Annotated in this window: 18 protein-coding genes; 4 read left to right on the forward strand and 14 right to left on the reverse strand. The window is 70.5% G+C overall.

The genetic code is table 11. The features are described from left to right. Window positions 1-2: 2 nt before the first annotated feature. Both CRP55_RS25750 and guaB read right to left on the reverse strand, forming a co-directional pair. Window positions 3-1,121 (reverse strand): GuaB3 family IMP dehydrogenase-related protein, encoded by a 1,119-nt coding sequence (locus CRP55_RS25750; RefSeq protein WP_097322708.1) that lies wholly within the window; start codon window positions 1,119-1,121, stop codon window positions 3-5. Window positions 1,122-1,133: 12 nt separating this feature from the next. Next, entirely contained in the window at window positions 1,134-2,621 is a 1,488-nt protein-coding gene (gene guaB, locus CRP55_RS25755) for an IMP dehydrogenase (RefSeq protein WP_245923373.1), read from the reverse strand. Between the two features lie 124 nt (window positions 2,622-2,745). Here guaB and CRP55_RS25760 point away from each other — a divergent pair, with 124 nt between their 5' ends. Continuing rightward, entirely contained in the window at window positions 2,746-3,147 is a 402-nt protein-coding gene (locus CRP55_RS25760) for a DUF5319 domain-containing protein (protein ID WP_097322867.1), read from the forward strand. A 31-nt stretch (window positions 3,148-3,178) separates the two neighbouring features. Here CRP55_RS25760 and CRP55_RS25765 read toward each other — a convergent pair whose 3' ends face one another. Continuing rightward, entirely contained in the window at window positions 3,179-4,027 is an 849-nt protein-coding gene (locus tag CRP55_RS25765; protein WP_097322710.1) for a response regulator transcription factor, read from the reverse strand. A gap of 231 nt (window positions 4,028-4,258) precedes the next feature. On the opposite strand from CRP55_RS25765, the gene CRP55_RS25770 reads away from it, so the two are divergent. Continuing rightward, complete coding sequence (locus CRP55_RS25770) at window positions 4,259-4,648, forward strand: WhiB family transcriptional regulator (RefSeq protein WP_097322711.1); 390 nt, start codon at window positions 4,259-4,261, stop codon at window positions 4,646-4,648. A gap of 180 nt (window positions 4,649-4,828) precedes the next feature. Here the strand turns inward: CRP55_RS25770 and CRP55_RS25775 are convergent, their stop codons facing one another. The 9 genes from CRP55_RS25775 to CRP55_RS25815 form a co-directional block, all read right to left on the reverse strand. Continuing rightward, a complete protein-coding gene (locus tag CRP55_RS25775) occupies window positions 4,829-6,430 on the reverse strand; it encodes a molybdopterin-dependent oxidoreductase (RefSeq protein WP_438865822.1) in 1,602 nt (533 codons plus the stop codon). A gap of 161 nt (window positions 6,431-6,591) precedes the next feature. Next, window positions 6,592-8,283: a M16 family metallopeptidase gene (locus CRP55_RS54920; RefSeq protein WP_245923375.1), complete on the reverse strand. Its 1,692-nt coding sequence runs from the start codon at window positions 8,281-8,283 to the stop codon at window positions 6,592-6,594. Next, a complete protein-coding gene (locus CRP55_RS25785; RefSeq protein ID WP_097322868.1) occupies window positions 8,280-9,212 on the reverse strand; it encodes a hypothetical protein in 933 nt (310 codons plus the stop codon). The genes CRP55_RS54920 and CRP55_RS25785 overlap by 4 nt, the downstream gene beginning before the upstream one ends. Before the next feature lie 46 nt (window positions 9,213-9,258). Further along, window positions 9,259-10,434, reverse strand: coding sequence for an ROK family transcriptional regulator (locus CRP55_RS25790; protein WP_097322713.1), 1,176 nt, complete (start codon window positions 10,432-10,434; stop codon window positions 9,259-9,261). Window positions 10,435-10,468: 34 nt separating this feature from the next. After that, window positions 10,469-11,725 (reverse strand): sugar ABC transporter permease, encoded by a 1,257-nt coding sequence (locus CRP55_RS25795; RefSeq protein WP_097322714.1) that lies wholly within the window; start codon window positions 11,723-11,725, stop codon window positions 10,469-10,471. After that, a complete protein-coding gene (locus CRP55_RS25800; RefSeq protein WP_097322715.1) occupies window positions 11,722-12,537 on the reverse strand; it encodes an ATP-binding cassette domain-containing protein in 816 nt (271 codons plus the stop codon). Before CRP55_RS25800 ends, CRP55_RS25795 begins: the two co-directional genes overlap by 4 nt. 161 nt (window positions 12,538-12,698) lie before the next feature. Continuing rightward, window positions 12,699-13,802: a sugar ABC transporter substrate-binding protein gene (locus CRP55_RS25805; RefSeq protein WP_097322716.1), complete on the reverse strand. Its 1,104-nt coding sequence runs from the start codon at window positions 13,800-13,802 to the stop codon at window positions 12,699-12,701. Between the two features lie 368 nt (window positions 13,803-14,170). After that, window positions 14,171-14,656: a Cys-tRNA(Pro) deacylase gene (gene ybaK / locus CRP55_RS25810; protein ID WP_097322717.1), complete on the reverse strand. Its 486-nt coding sequence runs from the start codon at window positions 14,654-14,656 to the stop codon at window positions 14,171-14,173. Window positions 14,657-14,729: 73 nt separating this feature from the next. Continuing rightward, window positions 14,730-15,899 (reverse strand): class I SAM-dependent methyltransferase, encoded by a 1,170-nt coding sequence (locus CRP55_RS25815; protein ID WP_245923376.1) that lies wholly within the window; start codon window positions 15,897-15,899, stop codon window positions 14,730-14,732. A 233-nt stretch (window positions 15,900-16,132) separates the two neighbouring features. On the opposite strand from CRP55_RS25815, the gene groES reads away from it, so the two are divergent. Continuing rightward, window positions 16,133-16,441 carry a co-chaperone GroES gene (groES, locus tag CRP55_RS25820; protein WP_015619077.1) on the forward strand — a complete coding sequence of 103 codons (309 nt, stop codon included), beginning with the start codon at window positions 16,133-16,135 and terminating at the stop codon, window positions 16,439-16,441. A gap of 72 nt (window positions 16,442-16,513) precedes the next feature. Next, complete coding sequence (groL, locus tag CRP55_RS25825) at window positions 16,514-18,163, forward strand: chaperonin GroEL (RefSeq protein WP_097322718.1); 1,650 nt, start codon at window positions 16,514-16,516, stop codon at window positions 18,161-18,163. A 113-nt stretch (window positions 18,164-18,276) separates the two neighbouring features. On the opposite strand, the gene CRP55_RS25830 is transcribed toward groL, so the two are convergent. After that, window positions 18,277-20,067 (reverse strand): ABC transporter ATP-binding protein, encoded by a 1,791-nt coding sequence (locus CRP55_RS25830; RefSeq protein ID WP_097322719.1) that lies wholly within the window; start codon window positions 20,065-20,067, stop codon window positions 18,277-18,279. Then, entirely contained in the window at window positions 20,064-21,755 is a 1,692-nt protein-coding gene (locus CRP55_RS25835) for an ABC transporter transmembrane domain-containing protein (RefSeq protein WP_097322720.1), read from the reverse strand. Before CRP55_RS25835 ends, CRP55_RS25830 begins: the two co-directional genes overlap by 4 nt. Window positions 21,756-21,773 lie beyond the last annotated feature (18 nt).

Below are 21,773 nucleotides of genomic sequence, written 5' to 3' on the forward strand. Positions count from 1 at the left end.
GGTTAGCGGTCGAGGACCAGCGCGACTTTCTGGAACTCCTTGACGTCGCTGTAGCCGCACTTGGCCATCGCGCGCCGGAGCCCGCCGAACAGATTGAGCTGGCCGTCGGGACGGTCGGCCGGGCCGAACAGCAGCTCATCGAGGGTGCCGTCAGGCTCACCGGCGATGCAGAAGCCGCCCCGCGGCAGCTGCGGGTGGCTCGCCGAGGAGTGCCACCAGGCCCCTCCGGCGGGTGCTCCCTCGGCCAGCGAGAGGGGCTCACCGAGCATCACGGCGTCGGCGCCGCACCCGATCGCCTTAGCGATATCACCCGAAGTGGAGATGCCACCGTCCGCGATCAGGTGAACGTAGCGGCCGCCGGTCTCGTCCAGATAGTCGCGGCGGGCGGCCGCGGCGTCGGCGATCGCGGACGCCATCGGCACCCGGATGCCGAGGACGGTGTCGGTGGTGGACCACTCGTCCGCGCCGACGCCGACGATCACACCGGCGGCGCCGGTGCGCATCAGGTGCAGGGCGGTCTTGTAGTCGGTGCAGCCGCCGACGATGACCGGCAGGTCGAGGTCGGCGATGAACTCCTTGAGGTTGAGCGGCTCGTCCGTGGTGGACACGTGCTCGGCGCTGACCAGGGTGCCCTGGATGACGAGCAGGTCGACACCGGCGTCGAGCACCACCGGGGCCAGCGCCAGCGTGTGCTGCGGCGACACCCGGACGGCGACGGTGATGCCACCCTCGCGCATGGTCCGCACCCGCTCGGCGATCAGCTCGGGCCGGATCGGCTCGGAGTAGACCTCCTGGAGCCGCTTGGTGGCGTCGGCGTCCTCATCGAGCGAGGCCAGCTCCTCCAGGATCTTGGTCGGGTCCTCGTACCTGGTCCAGAGGCCCTCGGCGTTGAGCACGCCGAGGCCGCCGAGGCGGCCCAGGGCGACCGCGGCCTCCGGGCTCATGGTGGCGTCGGACGGATGCGCGACGCAGGGGATCTTGAAGGGGTACGCGTCGAGGCGCCACTCGGTGGACACGTCGTCCACGTCGCGCGTGCGCCGGCTCGGGACGATCGCGATGTCGTCCAGGTGATACCCCCGCTGGGCGGTCTTTCCGAGACCGATCTCCACTACGTCGCGCATGCTCTGACTTCCTTAACGGGAGTGGTAGTTAGGGGCCTCTACCGTCATCTGGATGTCGTGCGGGTGGCTCTCCTTGAGGCCGGCCGCGGTGATCCGGATGAGCTGGCCGCGCTCCTGCAGGTCAGGGATCGTCTCGGCGCCCGCGTAGCCCATGGCCAGGCGAACACCGCCGACGAGCTGGCTGACCACCCGCGACAGCGGCCCACGATACGGCACCTGACCCTCGACGCCCTCGGGAACCAGCTTCTCCTCCGGCACGTCGTGCTGGAAATAGCGGTCCTTGGAGTACGACTTGGCCTGCCCCCGCGACTGCATGGCGCCGAGCGAGCCCATCCCCCGGTACGACTTGTACTGCTTGCCGTTCACGAAGATCAGGTCGCCCGGGCTCTCCTCGGAGCCGGCCAGCAGGCCGCCCAGCATGACCGTCTCGGCCCCGGCCACCAGGGCCTTGGCGATGTCGCCGCTGTACTGGATGCCGCCGTCGGCGATCACCGGGACGCCGGCCGGGCCACAGGCCCGCGCCGCCTCCATGATGGCGGTGATCTGCGGGACGCCCACGCCCGCGACGATGCGCGTCGTGCAGATCGCGCCCGGGCCCACGCCCACCTTGACCGCGTCGGCGCCGGCCTCGGCCATCGCCTTGGCGCCGGCGAAGGTGGCCACGTTGCCGCCGATGATGTCGGTCGCGGTGTCGCGCTTGAGCCGCGCGATCATGTCGAGCACCTGGCGCTGGTGACCGTGCGAGGTGTCCACGATGATCACGTCGACGCCGGCGTCGATCAGGCCGCGGGCCCTCTTGTACGACTCGTCGCCGACACCGACGGCCGCGGCGACCCGCAGCCGGCCCTGGTCGTCCTTGGTCGCGTCGGGGAACTGCTCGCTCTTGGTGAAGTCCTTCACCGTGATCAGACCGCGCAGGCGGCCGCTCTCGTCGACCAGCGGCAGCTTCTCGATCTTGTGCTTCTGCAGGAGGCCGAGAGCCTCGTCCTTGCTCACCCCGACCGGCGCGGTGATCAGCGGCGACTTGGTCATCACGTCGCGGACCTTGGCGTCCTGGTCGGTGACGAAGCGCATGTCACGGTTGGTGACGATGCCGACCAGCGTGCCGTCGGCGTCGGTCACCGGCACGCCGGAGATGCGGTAGCGCCCGCAGAGCTGGTCGACCTCACGCAGTGTGGCGTCGGGGCTGCAGGTGACCGGGTTGGTGATCATGCCGGACTCGGACCGCTTCACCAGGTCGACCTGGGCCGCCTGGTCCTCGGGCGAGAGGTTGCGGTGCAGCACGCCGATGCCGCCCTGGCGGGCCATCGCGATGGCCATGCGCGCCTCGGTGACGGTGTCCATCGCGGCCGAGAGCAGCGGGATGGTCAACTCGATGTTCCGGGTCAGGCGGGTCTTCGTGTTCACCCGGCTGGGCACGATGTCCGACTCACCGGGCTGGAGCAGCACGTCGTCGAAAGTCAGACCGAGCGGAACCGTACGAGCGGAATCTGTCTCCACGGAAAGCATCCCTAACTGCAAGAGGACGGATGGTTCATCGTACCTATCCACCTCGCGACACCCGGGCGGACGGACCGGCCGTGCGGGCCAGCACACATCTACCGAAGGTGAGTACGGTATGGGGGTGCAAGAAGAGCCGATCGACCCGTTCAACGGCGACCCCACCGACCCGGCCGCCGAGCTCGACGACCTCAGCGAGGACGCCGAGCCCGAGCCGCTGTCCGAGGCCGAACGGCAGGACGTCCTCGAGGACCTCTCCGACCTGGAGATCTACCAGGCGCTGCTGAGTCCGACCGGCATCCGTGGCCTGGTCATCGAGTGTGAGGACTGCCACGAGCCGCACTACTTCGACTGGGATCTGCTGCGCGGAAACCTGCGGCATCTGCTGACCAACGGGCGCCCGCGCGTGCACGAGCCGGCCTACGACCCGGACCCCGATCACTACGTCACATGGGAGTACGCCCGCGGTTACGCCGACGGCGTACACGACACCTTGACCGAGGGAACCGACGAAGGCAAAGAATAAGCCGGGGGTTTAAGGCCCCCGGCTCAGATCTTTAAGCAACCAACCCGGCTCTGAAGCCGGCCGCCACCGCATGGGCCCTGTCCCGGGCCCCCAGCTTGCGGAAGAGCCGCCGCGCGTGGGTCTTGACGGTGTCCTCCGAGACGAAGAGCTCCCGCCCGATCTCGGCGTTGCTCTTGCCGTCGGCCATCCCCCGCAACACCTGCAACTCCCGCTCGGTGAGCGTGAGCCGCCGTCCGGCGGGCGCCGGGTCGGCCACGCCGACCTGGGTCTCGTTGCCCGGCCAGGCCACCATCGGCCGGCCGGTCGCGGGGTCGATCGGGGCATCACCACGCTGCGCCGGCACCATCGGCGAGTTCGGCAGCATGGCCGGCACGGCCGCCGCGTTGGGCGAGCCCACGCTGAGACCGTTCTGATAGGCGGCCCGGGCCGCTGTCGAGTTGGTGTTGCGAGCGCCGCCGGCGACGGTGGCCGGCTGGGCGTTCGCCCCGTTCATCGGCATGCCCTGCGGGCGCACCGGGAGCAGGAGCAGTAGCAGCGCCTTGGCGACCACACTGACCAGGTCGTGCTCCACGCCGCGGATGACTCCGCGGGCGCCGGCGGCCACGGCCGCGGCGGCGACGCGCGGGTCCTCGGCACCGAAGAGGACGACCTGTGCCTGCGGGGCACGGGCGAGGACGCGCCGGGTGAAGCCGACGCTGTCGGGACGGGTCACGGCGGTGTCAGCCAGGACCACTTCAGCCGGCCGTTCAGCCAGGCGGATCATGGCCTCGGTCTCGCTGACCGCCGTCCGGACGACGCCAGTCATGCCGAGCCGGGCCGCGGTGGACGCGACGGTCTGGGCCGCCAACGGGGTACGGACGCACACGAGGACGGTACGCACAGTGATCCTCCTTCTCTCTCAGAGGAGATCACGCGAGGGCCGCAGCATTACGCGCTTTAGATGGAAAAAATGGGAAAGATCGGTATGAGTTGCTCGACCGATGTCATGCGGCTTCAGAAGACATCGACATGGTGCGTGTGAGTCAGGGATCACCGGGGTAACACCGCGGCAGGCCTGAGCAAGGGCCCTCATGACCGCACTCCGCGTGGCCACGCGGGAGGAGGGTGTTTCATGTCGAACGTTCGTAGACTGCCCGGGCCCATCGCCGATCTCTGGGATTGGCAGAGACTGGGACTGTGCCGAGGCCGGGACAGTGCACAGTTCTTCCACCCGGACGGTGAGCGCGGTTCGTCCCGCAACCGCCGGGAGGCCAAAGCCAAGGCCATGTGCGGCGCCTGCCCGGTTCGGGCCGAGTGCGCCGCCCACGCCCTCGCGGTACGTGAGCCGTACGGGGTCTGGGGAGGCTTCAGCGAAGCGGAGCGGCTGCGGCTGCTCGCTGTCGGCTGGGAGGACCTCGCCGACCGTCATCACGGACGTGTCGACCTTGCTCGTCTCGAGGCCCGCCTCGGGCGGCCCCACAAGTCGGCGGTTCCGGCACAGCGGCAGGCGCCGGCGGCCTGACGCCGGCCCACACCCGGCATGATCATGACGATCCGGTCCCCCTCAGGGGGCCGGGTCGGGTTGTTCGACGGCTCTTCAACAACCGCTTCGGTGGACATGCAAGCCACCGTATGAGCGACTTGCGCTTTCAAGACGGACCGGTAGTGCGGCCTTCAACGAAGTGGCACGCGGACGTTCTCATCAGCTGATTTTCACTTTGATCGCATGCCAGCCGGTGGCACCGTCCGGTGCCGGCGGCGCCGGAGTGCTCGTCTGGGTCTGCCCGTTGCGGTCCGTGGCCCGTACCCGCAGACGATGCTCCCCCGGGCTCGCCTGCCAGGTGTAACTCCACTGCCGCCACGTGTCCACCGAGACCGTGGCGGCCAGGGTCGCCTCCGCCCACGGCTCGTCGTCGACCTGCACCTCGACCTTCGCGATGCCGGTGTGCTGGGCCCAGGCCACCCCGCCGATCACGACCGGTCCCGCCTCGCGCTTGGCGCCGTCGCGGGGCGTGTCGATCCGCGACTCCGTCTTGATCGGCCCCTGGGCCGACCATCCGCGCGGCACCCAGTAGGCGTCGAAGTCCTCGAACCGGCTCAACTCGATCTCGGTGATCCATTTGCACGCACTCACATAGCCATACAGACCGGGCACGACCATGCGCACCGGGAACCCGTGGTCGACCGGCAGCGGCTCCCCGTTCATGCCGATCGTGAGCAGCGCGTCGCGCCCGTCGCGCAGCACGGCCGTCGGTGTCCCGCAGGTCCACCCGTCGATCGAGCGCTGCACCACCTGATCGGCGCCGGGCAGCGGATCGGCCTCGTCCAGCAGCTCCTTGATCGGCGTGCCCAGCCACAGCGCGTTACCGATCAGATCGCCGCCGACCTCATTGCTCACGCACGCGAGCGTCACGTACCGCTCGATCATCGGCCGCTGGAGAAGCTGCTCCCAGGTCAGCGTGATCGGGTTCCGCACCATCCCGTGGATCCGCAGCTGCCACGTCGCCGGATCGACCTGCGGCGGATAGAGCGCCGTATCGATGCGATAGAAGTCAGCATTTGTCGATACATAGGGCGTGACACCAGAGACCTGCACTCCAGCCGGAACTACCGGTGGCGTCTGCCTCGGCGCCGGCAGCACCACCTCGCTGCGCGCCTGCCGCACCGCCTGCCGCCCGGTCAGCAGCCTGCCCGCGACGCCACCGACGAGCGCGACGCCGCCGGCCAGCCCCAAAGCCTTCAAAAACCGCCTTCGCTCACTCTCGGTGAGTCTTTCGGGCCCTTTGAAGTACGCGTCCTGACCGGCACCGGGCTCCACGTACTCGGGTCCGTCGTGGTCCGGGCCGTCCGCCCGCTGCGGGCTGTGCTGCCCACTCACGCTCAGACCGGCACCCGCGGGACCACCCGCCGCGCCCACGCCGACCGGCGTCGCGGCGGCCGTCCGCGCGCTGCCGGCCGTGGCGATCGACGGCGCCCCGGCCATACCGAGAAGCAGGCGCAGCACCCACACGGCCAGCGCCGCCCCCGCCACCGTCGGCAGCCAGGCGAACACGCCCGCGTCGTGCCGCGTCATCGCGGCCGCCACCCCGATCGCCGCGAACAGCCCGATCCCCGCGACACCGGCCCACCAGCGCCGGGCGGCCAGCAGCCCGACCCCGTACGCGTAAATCGCCAATAAAACGGCCGTCCCCACGATCAGAGCCGTCTTGTCGTGCACCCCGAAGACCTGGACCCCGAAGTCCTTGACCGGCCCCGGCACGTTGTCCACCACCACGCCACCCACCGCCAGCAGCGGCGCCGACAGCGGCCCGGTCAGCACCGCGACCACCTCGGCCGCCCCCACCGCCACCGCGGCCGCCGCCACACCGGAGAGCCCGGAGCGCACAGAAAGATTCACCTCCCCATCCTGCTCCCCCGCCGGCGTCCGCGACGACGCCGTAAGCACCTTGTAAGGAGGGTGGGCCCTCAGGTTCGTCTGATGCGGCGGAGGAAGCGGCGGACGCCGAGTACGGCGCCGGCCCCGATGACAAGGCAGACGATGACCACGAACACCGCCAGCCGGTCCGACGCGGTGAGGCTGCCGTCGGTGACGGCGAAGCTCAGGGCGACCGGGACTCCCATGAGGACCAGCGCCATCAGGCCCAGGCCGACCGCGGCCCGCTTGGTGAGCACGCGCCCGCCGGGCCGCTGCGGCGCCGGCCATCCGGAGACGTCCGGCTGCGGAATCTGTGCCGGGTCGCGCGGTGGCTGGTCGACGCGGAGCGCGGCCGGGATGTGCGAGTCGAGCCAGGGCAGCGCGGCCGCCACGCCGGCCCACAGGGTGGGCTCGATCGACACCGCGATGCCGTCGTGGCCGACGAAGTACCGCGCGCCGTCAGGCCACGCCCGGACGATGGCGCAGGCGTCGAAGCGTACGGTCGCCGCCTCCCCACCACGCATGAAGCTGACGCCTTCCGGCCCGATCACCAGGGCCTCGTCCGGGCCTTCGAGGGAGGCGTACGTCGTGCCCGGCACCGCCGTCTCCGACCGGTTGGGCGCGGCCGCGAAGCCGGCCCAGTCGGCGCGAGTGCGCGGGGCCATGAGCAGACCGTTGGCCGAGGCCGTGACCGCCACCTCGGCCACTTCGGCCGGGCCGACCGCGCGCATCTCGGCGATCGCCTCGTCGGCGGTCTGCACGGCCCGGCCGGCCAGCAGGTTGAGCGCCTGGCCGGGCAGCCGGGCGCCCTGCTCCTCGGCGTGGTGCAGGGCCTCGGCCCGCTGCTTCACCACGGCCGTCACGTCCGCCTCGTCGATCCGGCCCACCCGCAGCGCGGCCAGCACGTCGACGAAACCGCCGAGGACCGCGCCCTGCTTGTCCGGCAGCGAGTCGGCGACGGCCGTGACCAGCGCCCGGTCCGCGCCGAGGGGCTCGTAGTTGGCCTGCGCCGTGTAGGAGAGCCCGGCCTCCTGCCGCAGCTCACGCCGCATCGCCCGCTCCAGCACGCCGGCGAAGACCGACGAGCGCGCGGCCCGCTCGACCTCGGCGTCCCAGACCAGCACCCCGGAGTTGGCCGTGAAGTAGGCGGGCGTGACCGGCAGCGCCGACGACGGCGTGGGCGCCGGTTGCCGGGTGCCGCTGGGCAGGTCGAGCCGCAGGCCCTCAGGCACGCCCTCGCCGGCCAGCCACAGCACCGCGTTCTCCCGGGTGAAGTAGCGCTGCACCCAGGCCCGCAGGTCGTCCTCGGTGATCGCGGGCAGGCCCCACTCGGGATAGCTGGGCATGCCGAAGTCGCGGGCGCCGTGCCGCCACAGCGACATGCTGTCGGCCGCGCCCTGGTTGCGGCCGTTCGCCTCGGCCTGGAGCAGGTCCTTCTCGACGGCCAGGCGCTGCATCGGCAGGTCACGCAGCGAGGAGCACACCCCGGTCAGGAAGGCGGCCAGGTCCTCTTCGGAGCCCTGCATGTGGAAGAACGTGTACTCGACCCCGGTGGCGCCGTTGTAGTGGTAGTCGGCGACCCCGGTCGAGTACAGGGCGAGATGTTCGACCAGGTGGGTGATGCCCCGGCGGTAGAGCGGCTCGTCCGCGAAGCCGACCCGGAAGGCCAGCCCGGCGTGCGCGGGCCCGGTGGTCGGCGCGAGCAGGGTGGGTACGCCGTCGACGTCCAGTTGCCTGATCATTGGGCACCTCCGAGGGCCCAGGCACGGCGCTGGCGAATCTGAGTGGCCGGGTCGCCGAGGTAGTGCCACGGATACTCCTCGGCGTAATCGCCGAGCATGCGGAACATGGCGGCGGCCGAGGCCCGGTCGCCCAGCATGCTGAAGACGAGGGCGAAGCTGCTGGCCGCCCGCACCCAGCCGTAGTCGCGGCCGAAAGCGGGATGGAGCACGCTGCGCCGGGCCGCCTCGTAGATCTCGTTTCGTACCGGCTCGCTGGAGAGGAACCGCTGGTCCTCGCCTTCGGCAAGGTCGATCCAGTGCTCGAGGTACGCGTCGACGACCAGGAAGCCCTGCACCGAGCCCTCGGGCGCGGCCAGCACCGCCTCCCGGGCCCACGGGTGCAGCAGCTCCCAGCTCCCGCTCCACTTCGGGCAGAGCGACTGGAGCAGGGCGTTCTGCGCCGGCAGGTGGTGCGGGGCGAGGGCGATGACCTTGTCGTAGCGGCGGCGGATCTCGGCCAGGCCCACCTCCAGGCCACGTCCGGAGGTCAGCCGGGCCGTCCACAGGGCCGGGTCACCGGGGTTGCGGGCGACGCCGTCGATCAGCACGGCCTCGGCCCGGCGCAACCGCTCGTGAAAGGTGGCGAACTGGTCGGCGCTCACATGCTCGGCGCGGGCCGAGGTACGGATCTTCCAGCCGATGCTGGTCCACCGTCGGCCGAGTGCGGCGGCGGCCGTGCTGTCCTGCGGGTCGTCGGCGAGGACCTTCTCGAGGGTCTCCTCGGCGCCCGGAACCTCGGCCACGACGCCCAGGAGCATCGAGCGGCCGGTGGGTGGCAGGGGGTCGACGACGGTGCGGACCTGGACCCAGTCGCGGGCGGTCATAGCTGTCCGGACGACGCGGGCCTCGGGGTAGTGATCGGCCACATCGAACAGCACTTCGGCTGGCATGGCGGGCAGCATAGATGATTTTGATCTTCACCATGTGCCCGCCTTTTCAGCCGACGGGATCGCTCAGCAGATGTTCGAAGGCGAGCTCGGCGGCGCCGATGAGGGCCGCGTCGTCGCCCAGCTCGGGAGTGCGCAGCCGGATGTGCTCGCGGCAGGCGGGCAGGGCGATCGAGGTGAGACGGCTGCGGATCTGGGCGGCGGCGACGAGGTAGACGTCGCGCAGCGTGCCGCCGAAGATCACCGCCTCCGGGTTGAAGATGTTCACCAGGTTGCCCACGCCGAAGCCGATCCAGTCGCCCACCTGCCGGACGGCGAACTGGGCCTGGCTGTCGCCGCGCATGGCCGCGTCGACCACGCCCAGCACGGCCTCGCGCCCGCTCCGGTCACCGCGGCCCGCGTGCTTGAGCAGCGCGTACTCGCCGATCTCGGTCTCCCAGCAGCCGCGCGAGCCGCAACTGCACTCGCGGCCGTACGGGTTGACGACCATGTGGCCGACCTCGCCGCCGTACCCACCGTGACCGGCCACCCGGTGACCGTCGGCGATGATGCCGGCGCCGACACCGACGTCACCGTAGAGGTAGATGACGTTGTCGCAGCCGACGGCGGCGCCGCGGCTGTGCTCGACCAGGGCCGAGACGTCGGCGTGGTTGCCAACAGTGATCTTGCCGGCGTCGCCGAGCTCGGCACCGAGCGCCTCGCCGACCGGCTCCTCGACCCACCCGATGGTCGGCGCCAGCCGCACCACGCCGTCGGCGCGGCGGACCATGCCGGCCACCGCGACCCCGGTGCCCACGTAGCGCGCGTCGTCGGGGACGTCCTTGCGCATGTCGTGGACGAAGCCGGCCAGCGGCTGCACCGCGTCGAGCACCTGCATGCCGCGCGGACGATCGGTCTCGCGCCGGTCCAGGATGCGGCCGCCGAGGCCGACCCGGGCCGCACGCAGCCGGTCCACCTCGATGCTGAGGGCGTACGCGTAGACCTTGGACGACTCGGGCCGGACGACCAGCGACGGTCGCCCGGCCCGGCCGGTCTCACGTGGTGCCGCCTCGCTGACCAGCCCTGCGGTGGTCAGCTCGGCGGTCAGGGCCCCGATGGTGCTGCGGTTGAGACCGAGCAGGCTCGTCAGCTCCGCCCGGGACGTGGCGCCGTGCACGTGCACGTAACGCAACAGGGTCCCGAGGTTGTGCCGCCGCACCTCCTCCTGGCTGGGGCCGGCCCGCATCAGCGTGCCGTCCCCGTACCCAGGATGGTCCGGCTCATCGGTTGCCGGTAGCGGCCGCTCTGCGCCGGGCGAGGGCGTCGACGCTGGCGGCGACGAGCAGGATCAGACCGGTCACGATGTACTTGGTGCCGGAGCTGAAGCCGAGCAGGCCCATACCGTTGTCGATCACGGCGATCACCGCGCCACCGATGACGGCGTTGATGACCTTGCCCTTACCGCCGAAGAGGCTGGTACCGCCGATGACGGCCGCGCCCACCGAGTACAGCAGGATGTTGCTGCCACCGGTGTTCGGGTCGACCGAGCTGGCCCGGCTGACGGCCATGATGCCGCCGATCGCGGCCATGAACGAGCCGATGACGAAGACCGAGATGCGGATCCGGTCGACCTTGATACCGGCCCGGCGGGCCGCCTCGGTGTTGCCGCCGACCGCGTAGACGTGCCGGCCGTAGGCCGTGCGGCCGAGGACGAACGTCCAGATGACCAGGAAGATGCCCATGATCGGGACGACGATCGGCACGCCCTTCAGCGAGTTGATCGCCGGGTTGATCGCGCGCTCCTGGCTGAGGATCGCGGTACCGATGATCAGCAGCGCGGCCAGGCCGCCGATGCGCATCGCCACGATGCCCATCGGGTCGGTGACCAGACCCCGCTTGGCCCGGCTGCGCACGTTGTTGAGCTGCACACCGGCGTAGCCGACGATCGCGACGATGGTGAGGATCCAGCTCCACACGGGCGACAGGTTGTCGTTGTTGAGGGAGTTGAAGAACTCGTCGCGGGTCGAGATGTTCGTGCCGCCACCGAGCAGCACGAGCAGCAGGCCCTGGAAGCCGAGGAAGGCGGCCAGGGTGACGACGAACGACGGGATGCCGATCTTGGCGACCAGGAAGCCGAGCACGAAGCCGATGACCAGGCCGGTGACCAGCGCGGCCGGGATGGCCGTGTACCACTCCCAGCCGTGGTTGGTCAGCAGGATCGCGACGACCGCGCCACACACGCCGGAGGCGAAACCGGCGGACAGGTCGATCTCGCCCAGGAGCAGGACGAAGACCAGGCCCATGGCGATGAAGATGACCTGCGCGCTCTGGTTGAACAGGTTCGCGAAGTTCAGGCCGGAGAAGAACGTGTCAGTCGAGATGCCGAAGATCAGGCTGAGCACGATGAGGCCGAGGATGGCCGGCAGGGTGCCCAGGTCACCGCCGCGGACGCGGCCCCAGTAGTCACGGATGTAGCTGTTCACGGTCGGCTTGATGACCTTGACGCCGCCGGCCGTGGTGGTCGTGGTGGTGCTCACTTGTCGCCTCCCGGCGTGATGTCGACGGCGTCGCCGTTGAAGTCCGCGGGCTTCTCGGGAGGCAGGCCGATGTTGCCACTGCGGCCGGCAGTGATCAGCTCGACGACCTGCGAGTGGGTCACATCGGTCGTCTTGACCTGGGCCGCCATGCGGCCGAGGTAGAGCGCCGCGATCCGGTCGGAGACCGCGAACACGTCGTTCATGTTGTGCGAGATCAGCACGACGCCGAGGCCGTTGTCGGCCAGGCGGCGCACGAGCTCGAGCACCTGGGCGGTCTGCGCCACGCCGAGGGCGGCGGTCGGCTCGTCCAGGATCACGACCTTGGAGTTCCAGAGCACGGCCTTGGCGATCGCCACGGTCTGCCGCTGCCCACCGGAGAGGCTGGCGACCAGCTGCCGCAGCGACTTCAGGGTGCGCACCGACAGACTGGCGAGCGCGTCGCCGGCCATCTGCTCCATGGTGGGCTCGTCGAGGACGATGCCGCGCTTCTTCTCCCGGCCCAGGAACATGTTCTGGACCACGTCCAGGTTGTCGCAGAGCGCGAGGTCCTGGTAGACGACCTCGATGCCGAGGCTGGAGGCGTCGCTCGGACCGTGGATCGACACGGGGTTACCTTCGAAGGTGACCGTGCCGGAGTCGATCTGGTAGATGCCACTGATGCATTTGACGAGCGTCGACTTGCCGGCGCCGTTGTCACCGACAAGAGCGGTGACCTCGCCGGGGTAGACGCTCAAACCGACGTCGTGCAGGACCTGAACGGGACCGAAGCCTTTATTGATCCCGTTGAGCTCCAGGAGGGGTGTCGCGGCCACGGTGTTTCTCCTTCGCTGAGTGACCGGTTTTGCCGCCCACGGCGGGGGTTGCCCGGGGCGGCAGGGTGGGGGGCACCTGACTCTGGCGCCGCCCGCTTCCTTTATCGGAAGCGAGCGGCGCCGTCGTCAGGATTTCGGGGCAAGCCCGATATCAGCTGGGGTCAGCTGATGCCCGCTTCGGTGCAGGCCTTCGCGAAGTCGGCGGTGCAGACCGCGTCCTTGGTGACGAAGCCGTCGGCGATGACGTCCTTGACGCTCTCCTTGGTGATGGAGACCGGGGTCAGCAGCACGGACGGGACCGAGGCGCCCGACTCCGGGTCCTTGGTGGTGCCGGTGGCCGTGGTCGGCTTCTCACCCTTGGCCAGCGCGATCGCCAGCTCGGAGGCCGCGTCGGCCTCCTTCTTGATCGCCTTGTAGACCGTCATGCACTGGTCGCCGGCGAGGATGTTCTGCAGACCCTGAACGGTCGCGTCCTGGCCGGTGACCGGGACCTGGCCGTTGAGCTTGTTCTTCTTCAGCACCGAGATGGCCGCGTTGCCGAGACCGTCGTTCGCCGCCAGAACACCCTTGATGTTCTTGTTCGACGTCAGCATCTGCTCGAAGATCGTGCCGGCCTGCGCGTTGTCCCAGTCCGGAACGTCCTGGTTCGGGCCCTTGGTGAAGGTGCCGTCGGCGTACTTCGGGTCGAGGACCGAGTTGTAGCCCTGCGCGAAGAGGGTCGCGTTGTTGTCGGTCGGGGAGCCGTTGAGCTCGGCGACGACCGGCTTGGTGTACTTCTTCGCGGTCAGGCAGTCGACCAGGCCCTGGCCCTGCAGCTCGCCGACCTTCACGTTGTCGAACGACACGTAGTAGTCAGCACCGCCGCTCAGCGTGAGGCGGTCGTAGTCGATCGTCGCGATACCGGCCTTCTTGGCCTTCTCGAGGACGGCCTTACCGGTGCCGGAGTCGAGGTTGACGATCATCAGAACCTTGACGCCGCTGGAGATCATGCCGTCGGCGATGGTCTGGAACGCGGTCTTGTCACCCTGCGCGTTCTGGATGTCGACCTGTACCCCGGCCGCCTCGAACGCCGCCTTGAGGAACTTCGGGTCGTCGGTGCCCCACCGCTGCGAGCTCTTGGTGTCGGGCAGGATCACGCCGACCTTGCCGGCCGAGCTCGAGCCACTGCCACTACCGGAGTCGCTGCCTTTGTCGTCGCCACAGGCGGCAACGCTGCCGGTGGCCAGCAGGCCGACCGCGGCAAGGGCGAACAGTCCCTTACGCATTCCTTGTGTCCTTTCGGGTAAATCCGGGCCTTCGATCGGATTCGATGTTCTGCGCTGTCGGGAGTGTCGCTCCCCGAGACGCCGTGTGATCAGGATCTAGTTTGTTGTGTCCGGCAACGTATTCCCGTTGCGACCGGTAGCACAAGCGGTGGCGCCAGCCGATCTCGTAACCGGGGATAACAATCCGGCAACACGGCGGTGATACAGGGACTTCGGCCCTGGTGAGGGCCCGGAGACCAGCTGAGCAAGATCGCTAACGACGCTCACCACGTGACGCTAAGTCACCCCGATGCCCGATCTGGACCGTTCTCGGGAGAAAGATCCACCCGGCGCGTAACGTTGTCGTAACGGCGCGCGCTCGCCGGGCGTTATGTCCGGATCTGAGCGGTTGTCCCGCCGGTGAGGCGAATGAGATCGGCCGGGGCGAGACTCACCTGGAGCCCGCGGCGGCCCGCCGAGATAAACATCAGATCAAGCGCGAGCGCCGAGTCGTCCACCACGGTGGGCAGCTTCTTGCGCTGCCCGAGCGGGCTGATGCCGCCGCGCACGTATCCGCTGCTGCGCTCGGCCGCGGCCCGGTCGGCGAGGGTGGCCCGCTTGCCGCCAGCGGCATGCGCCAGCGCCTTGAGATCGAGGTCGCCGGTGACCGGCACGACCCCCACGACCAGCGCACCCTCGACGTCGGCGACCAGCGTCTTGAAGACCTTGGCCGGCTCCACACCGAGCGCCTCGGCCACGAGCGCGCCGTAGTTCGGCGCGTCCGGCGACACGTCGTAGGGGTGCAGCGTGTGCTCGACCTTCTGAGAGGTCAGCAACGCGGTGGCCGGGGTGCCGGCAGCGGCCTTCTTCGCCATGCCCGGAACGCTACTACCGTGACGAATCTCCCTGAGTGACTCCTTGATCACATCCCATTCGTGCCCGTTGGGGTCAGATCTCCCGGCACAACAGGGCAGTCGGAGCCCCCGCGACCCGGGTCAGCACGAGGGAGGCGCCGTGCGGCCCGGAGAGCCGCAGATCCTTGCGAAGCTGCTCGGGCTCGAGCGCGGACCCGCGCTTGCGGATCTCCAGCCGCCCGATCCCGCGCTCGCGCAGAAGCGCCCGAAGCCGCTTGAGCGAGAACGGCAGCACATCAGTGACCTCCAGCCGCCGAGCAAAGCCCGTCTCCACCGGCTCATCGGTGTAGAGATAGGCGATCTCGGGGTCGCCGAGGCGGGCACCGAGCCGCTCGGCGAGCTCGGCGACGAGGTGCGACCGGACGACAGCGGGGTCCGGGTCGTACAGGAAAGCGCCCACCGGCCCCACCGGAGCCTTCTCCGTTCCGGTACCCGTCAGTTCGGACGTCTGCTCACGGACCAGCACTGCTCGGCGGGGCACTTCGGCCAAGGGGCCGCACCAGAAGGCCGCCTCCACCAGATCGCCGTCGACGCTGGTCCACTCGCCCTCGGCGCCGGGCGGCAGCAGGTCGTGGTCGATGCCGGGGGCCAGCTTCAGGACCGTGCGCGGCACGCGATCGGGCAGAGAAGCGATGAAATCCCAGGGCGGTGAGTACGACTTCGGGTCGAAGACACGCCCACGGCCGGCCTTCCGGCGGGCCGGGTCGGCGAAGACCGCGTCGTATCTCTCCACCGGCACCGACATCGCGTCGGCGCACTCCACCCGTACGTCCAGCCCCAGCGCCTCCGCGTTCGCGGCGGCCATAGCCGCCGTCTCCGGGTCGGCTTCCACGGCGTACACCGAAATCCCGAACCGCGCCGCCGCCAGAGCGTCCGAGCCCAGCCCGCACCCCAGATCGGCCAAGGTCCTGACCCCGGCCGCCGCGAGGCGCCTCGCCCGCCTCTCGGCGACGACGGCCCGCGTCGCCTGTTCCAGACCGGCCCGGGTGAAGAACATCGACGCCGCGTCCGCGCCGAACTTCGCCACCGCGCGCCGGCGCAGCTCGACCTGGGTCAGCGCGGCCGAGGCCAGCTCCGGCGACAGCCCGCGGGCCCGCAACGCCGAAGCGGCCGCCAGCGGGTCGCTTCCGGCGACCTCCATGGCGCTGTCCAGCGCCTTCACCCCTTCGGGGGTACGCAGCAGGACCGTCGATTCCCAAGTCACGCAGGCATTCTCCCCCGCGCGACTTCATTGGCACTCTGGTTGACGGAGTGCTAGTTCCGGCCTAATCTCCGATTAGCACTCTCATCACGAGGGTGCCAGCCGCGCGACCATCCGGGCGCGTGGTGAGGCACCAGGCGGACCGGCACCCGCGACGACGGCCCCGCCCGGTGGCATGAGGCATCAGACCGGCCATCACCTTGACCGGCGAAACCTGTACCCAGGAGGGTATGCCCGTGACTACCGCGACAAAGGTTGCGATCAAGCCGCTCGAGGACCGCATCGTGGTCCAGGCGAACGAGGCTGAGACGACCACGGCGTCGGGCATCGTGATCCCCGACACCGCCAAGGAGAAGCCGCAGGAGGGCACCGTCCTCGCTGTCGGCCCCGGCCGCATCGACGACAAGGGCAACCGCATCCCGGTTGACGTCAAGGTCGGCGAGACGGTCCTCTACTCGAAGTACGGCGGCACCGAGGTCAAGTACGCCGGCGAGGAGTACCTGGTGCTCTCCGCCCGCGACGTCCTCGCGGTCATCGAGAAGTGACCTACTGACAGTGCTGACCGCCCTGGCCCGTGATCACGGGTCAGGGCGGTGGTGCGTGAAGGGACCTTAAACATGGCGAAGATTCTCAGCTTCTCGGACGACGCCCGTCACCTGCTCGAGCACGGGGTCAACTCGCTCGCCGACACGGTCAAGGTCACCCTCGGCCCGCGCGGCCGCAACGTCGTCCTGGACAAGAAGTTCGGCGCTCCCACGATCACCAACGACGGTGTCACCATCGCCAAGGAGATCGAGCTCACCGACCCGTACCAGAACCTCGGCGCCCAGCTGGTCAAGGAGGTGGCGACGAAGACCAACGACGTCGCCGGCGACGGGACCACCACGGCGACGGTGCTCGCCCAGGCGCTGGTGCGCGAGGGCCTGCGCAACGTCACCGCGGGTGCCAGCCCCATCTCGCTCAAGCGGGGCATGGACAAGGCCGCCGAGGTCGTCTCGGAGGCGCTGCTCGGCAAGGCCGTCGAGGTCGCCGACCACAAGGCGATCGCGAACGTGGCCACCATCTCGGCCCAGGACGCCACCATCGGCGAGCTGATCGCCGAGGCGATGGACCGGGTCGGCCGCGACGGTGTCATCACCGTGGAGGAGGGCTCGGCCATGGCGACCGAGCTCGAGGTCACCGAGGGTCTGCAGTTCGACAAGGGCTTCATCTCGCCGAACTTCGTGACCGACGCCGAGTCGCAGGAGGCGGTGCTGGAGGACGCGTACATCCTCCTCACCACCCAGAAGATCTCCAGCATCGAGGAGCTCCTCCCGCTGCTGGAGAAGGTGCTGCAGAACAGCAAGCCGCTGCTCATCGTGGCCGAGGACGTCGAGGGCCAGGCGCTCTCGACCCTGGTGGTCAACGCGCTGCGCAAGACCATCAAGGTCGCCGCGGTGAAGGCGCCCGGCTTCGGTGACCGCCGCAAGGCGATCCTGCAGGACCTGGCGATCGCGACCGGTGGCGAGCTGATCGCCCCCGAGCTCGGCTACAAGCTCGACCAGGTGGGCCTCGAGTCGCTGGGCAGCGCCCGGCGCATCGTGGTCGACAAGGAGAACACCACCATCGTCGACGGTGGCGGCAAGTCGTCCGAGGTCGCCGACCGGGTCTCGCAGATCCGCAAGGAGATCGAGGCGTCGGACTCCGACTGGGACCGCGAGAAGCTGCAGGAGCGGCTGGCGAAGCTCTCCGGCGGCGTGGCGGTCATCAAGGTCGGCGCCGCGACCGAGGTCGAGATGAAGGAGCGCAAGCACCGCATCGAGGACGCCATCGCAGCGACGAAGGCGGCCGTCGAGGAGGGCACCGTGCCCGGCGGTGGCGCCGCCCTCGCCCAGGTGGCGAAGGAGCTCGACGGTGGCCTCGGCCTGACCGGCGAGGAGGCGATCGGCGTCTCGATCGTCCGCAAGGCGCTGGTGGAGCCGCTGCGCTGGATCGCGCAGAACGCCGGCCACGACGGCTACGTCGTGGTGGGCAAGGTCGCCGAGCTGGGCTGGGGCCACGGCCTCAACGCGGCCACGGACGAGTACGTGGACCTGGCCGCGGCCGGCATCCTCGACCCGGTGAAGGTGACCCGCAACGCGGTCTCCAACGCCGTCTCGATCGCCGGCCTGCTGCTGACCACGGAGAGCCTCGTGGTCGACAAGCCGGCCGAGCCGGAGCCCGCCGCCGCCGGCGGTCACGGCCACAGCCACGGTGGCCACGGCCACCAGCACGGCCCGGGCTTCTGACCCGACAGCAACACAAAAGGGCGCACCCTCCGGGGTGCGCCCTTTCGCTTTTCGGCCCGCGTCGCTCCCCGGCCCGCCCGATCCGGCCCCGGCGCCGGGCCGGACGGCGCGCGTCAGCGAATGGCGGTGGCGGCCTCTTCGTCGAAGGGGTCGGGGACGCGCTCGCCGTGCCATGAACGCCACAAGGCGGCATAAGGGCCGTTGGCCGCGACCAGCTCGTCGTGGGAGCCGAGCTCGGTGATGCGGCCGTCCTCGACCACGGCGACGCGGTCGGCGTCGTGGGCCGAGAAGAGGCGGTGGGCGATGGCCACGACCGTACGGCCGTGCAACACCGCCGCCAGCGACCGTTCCAGGTCGCGGGCCGCGCGCGGGTCGAGCAGGGACGTCGCCTCGTCGAGGACGAGCGTGTGCGGGTCGGCCAGGACGAGCCGGGCCAGCGCGAGCTGCTGCGCCTGCGCCGCCGTCAGCGCCTGCCCGCCCGAGCCGACCACCGTCCCGAGCCCGTCGGGCAGGGCCTCGGCCCACTCCAGCGCCCGCACCGCCGCCAGCGCCGCCCGCACCTCTTCCTCGGCCGCGCCCGGCCGCACCATGGCCACGTTGTCGTGGACCGTGCCGATGAAGACGTGATGCTCCTGGCTGACCAGCGCCACCTCGCGGCGCAGCCGGTCGAGCGGCAGCTCACCCAGCGGCACCCCGCCCACCGTGATCGTGCCGCCGGTCGGCTCGTGCACCCCGGCCAGCAACCGGCCGAGCGTCGACTTGCCGGCCCCGGACGGCCCGACGATGGCGAGCCTCTCCCCCGGTTCGAGCGTCAGATCGATGCCGTGCAGCACTTCCCGTCCGGCCACATAGGAGAAGCGCACGCCGGCGACCTCGATGCGCGTGCCCACCGGTTCCTCGGTCGCGGCCGCCTGGACGGTTTCCCGCGCCTCGTCCTCGACGCCGAGCAGACGGGCCAGGGAGGCGCCGCCGATCTGGAGTTCGTCGAGCCAGCCCAGCAGGCGGTCGAGCGGGTCGATCAGCATCTGCACGTAGATGACCGCGGCCGTGAGCTGCCCGAGCGAGACCGTGCCGCGCAGGTAGAGCCAGCCGCCGAGGACCAGCGTGGCCACCACCGGCAGCACGTAGGCCGCCTCGACCACCGGGAACCACACCATGCGCAGGAAGAGCGTGTACCGCTCGGCCACCCAGCTCTTGCTCAGGTCGGCGTCGGAGCGCTCGGCGCGCTGCCGCTGGCGGCGCAGCGCGTCGACCGTGCGGGCACCCTCGACCGTCTCGGCCAGCCCGTCGGTCACCGTCGAATAGGCCGCGTTCTGCTTCAGATATCCGGCCGGGGCCCGGCGGAGATACCACCGCGTGCCCACGACCAGGATCGGCACCGCGACCAGCAGCGACACCGCCAGCACGGGGGTGACCACGACGAGCGCGCCCACCACGAGCACCACGGTGATCAGCGCGATCATCGTCTCGGGCACCGCCAGCCGCACGCATCGCGACAGCGCGTCGACGTCGCGGGTCGTGCGGGTCAGCAGGTCGCCCGAGCCGGCCTGCTCCACTGTGGAGAGCGGCAGCGCGAGCACCCGGTCGACGAACTCCTCGCGCAGCCGGGCCAGCACCCGCTCGCCGAGCCGGGCCGAGGCCAGATAGGCGAACCGGACCAGAATCGCTTGCAGCACGACGAATCCGGCGATCAGCGCGGCCAGCTTGTCGACCACGCCGACGCCCTCGCCGTTGCGGATCGCCTCGACCAGGTCACCGAGCAGGCGCGGGCCGACCAGCCCGGCCAGCGCGCCCAGCACGTGCAGCCCGACCGCGACGGTCAGGGCGCGCGGGTAGCGCCGGAACAGATCGCGGGCGTAGCGCCGCACCTGGGCCGTGTCGGCCACCGGCAACAGGTTGCTCACGCGGCGTCCTCTCGCAGAACCGTCCGGGCATAGCCCGGCTCGGTCTCCAGCAGATCGCGGTGGGTGCCCGTGGCGACCACCCGGCCCTCCTCCACGTAGAACACCCGGTCGGTGCGATCGAGCACCAGCGGGCTGGACGTGCAGATCACGGTCGTCCGCCCGGCCCGGGCCACGACGAGCCGGTCGGCTATCCGCGCCTCGGTGTGCGCGTCGACCGCGCTCGTCGGCTCGACCAGCACCAGCGTGTCGGGATCGGCGACCAGGGCGCGGACCAGCCGCAGGCGTTGTTGCTGACCGCCGGAGAAGGAGCGCCCGCGCTCGGCGACCTCGCTGTCGAGGCCACCGGGCAGCGCCTCGACGATGTCGGTGGCGGCGGCCGCGTACAGCGCCGCGGGAAGCCGGTCGCCGCCGGCCGGGTCGAGATCGGCACGCAACGGGCCGGTGAACAGCCGGGCGTCGTTGTCGCCGACCAGGATCCGCTCGCGGACCGTGGCCAGGTCGAACGACGACAGCGCCTGACCGCCCGCGGTCGCGCCCTCGGCATATCTCCCGAGGCGGTCGGCGATGGCGGCCGCGTCGGCCGGCACCGCCGCGACGATCGCGGTGACCTCGCCGGGCCGGACCGTCACGCCGGAGGCCGGATCGGCCAGCTCACCGGCGAGCTCGCTCGCCGGCCGGGGCTCGGCCGGGTCGGGCAGGTCGGTCCGCGCGGCCAGCATGGTGACGACCCGCCGGGCCGAGACGTGCCCGCGGGTCAGTTTGTCGATCGCCTCGGTGAGCTGCCGCAACGGCGTGACGAGGAACGCGGCGTACGCGTAGAAGGAGACCAACTGGCCCACCGTGATGTGGCCGGTGAGCGCGAAGCGCGCGCCGAGCCACGTGACCAGCACCAGGAAGATGCCGGGCAGCAGCACCTGCGCCGCCTCGAGCAGCGACTCGACCCGGGCCGTGCGCACGCCGGCCCCGCGCAGCCGCTGCGACTCGGCCCGGTAGCGCTCGCCCATGACCGCCTCGCCGCCGATGCCGCGCAGCACCCGCAGGCCACCCACCAGATCGGCGGCGCGGCCGGTGAGCAGGCCCTGCTGGTCGCGGGAGGCCTGCTGGAGGCGGTGCAGCGGGCGGATGAGCAGGCCCACGATCGCCGTCAGCAGCGGCACGCCCAGCACCACCACGAGCCCGAGCGGCACCGACGTGGTGAGCAGGATGACCGTCACCGCGACCACGGCGATGAGCGAGCCCGTGCCGCGGGCGGTGATGTCGATGGCGGACCCGATCTGGCGGATGTCGGACGTGCCGATCGCGACCACCTCGCCGGTGTCGAGCCGGCGGGGGAGCGCCGACCCGAGCCGCCCGGCCTGGCGGACCGTGACCTGGACGGTCCGGAACATCGCGCCGAGGAAGTTGATCACCGCGAACCGGTGCCGCACCACGCCGAAGAACGCCTGGCCGAGGCCGGCCGCCAGCAGCACCAGCGACCAGATCACCAGGTCGCGCCGGTCGCGATCGGTGGCGGCGTCGATCGCCTTGCCCACCACGGCCGGAACGACGGCCTGGCAGAGCATCCAGAGCACGGCCATGACGATCGCCACATAGACCGAGAACCGGTCGCGCCGGATCAGCCATCGCAGATAGCGGACCGGTGACCGGCCGTCGGGGATGCCGGGATCGGCATCGGGTAGTTGTCGCATCAGGGCCCCGACGTTACG

Origin of the sequence: Paractinoplanes atraurantiacus (assembly GCF_900215205.1) — a bacterium.
GTDB classification, from domain to species: Bacteria; Actinomycetota; Actinomycetes; order Mycobacteriales; family Micromonosporaceae; genus Actinoplanes; species Actinoplanes atraurantiacus.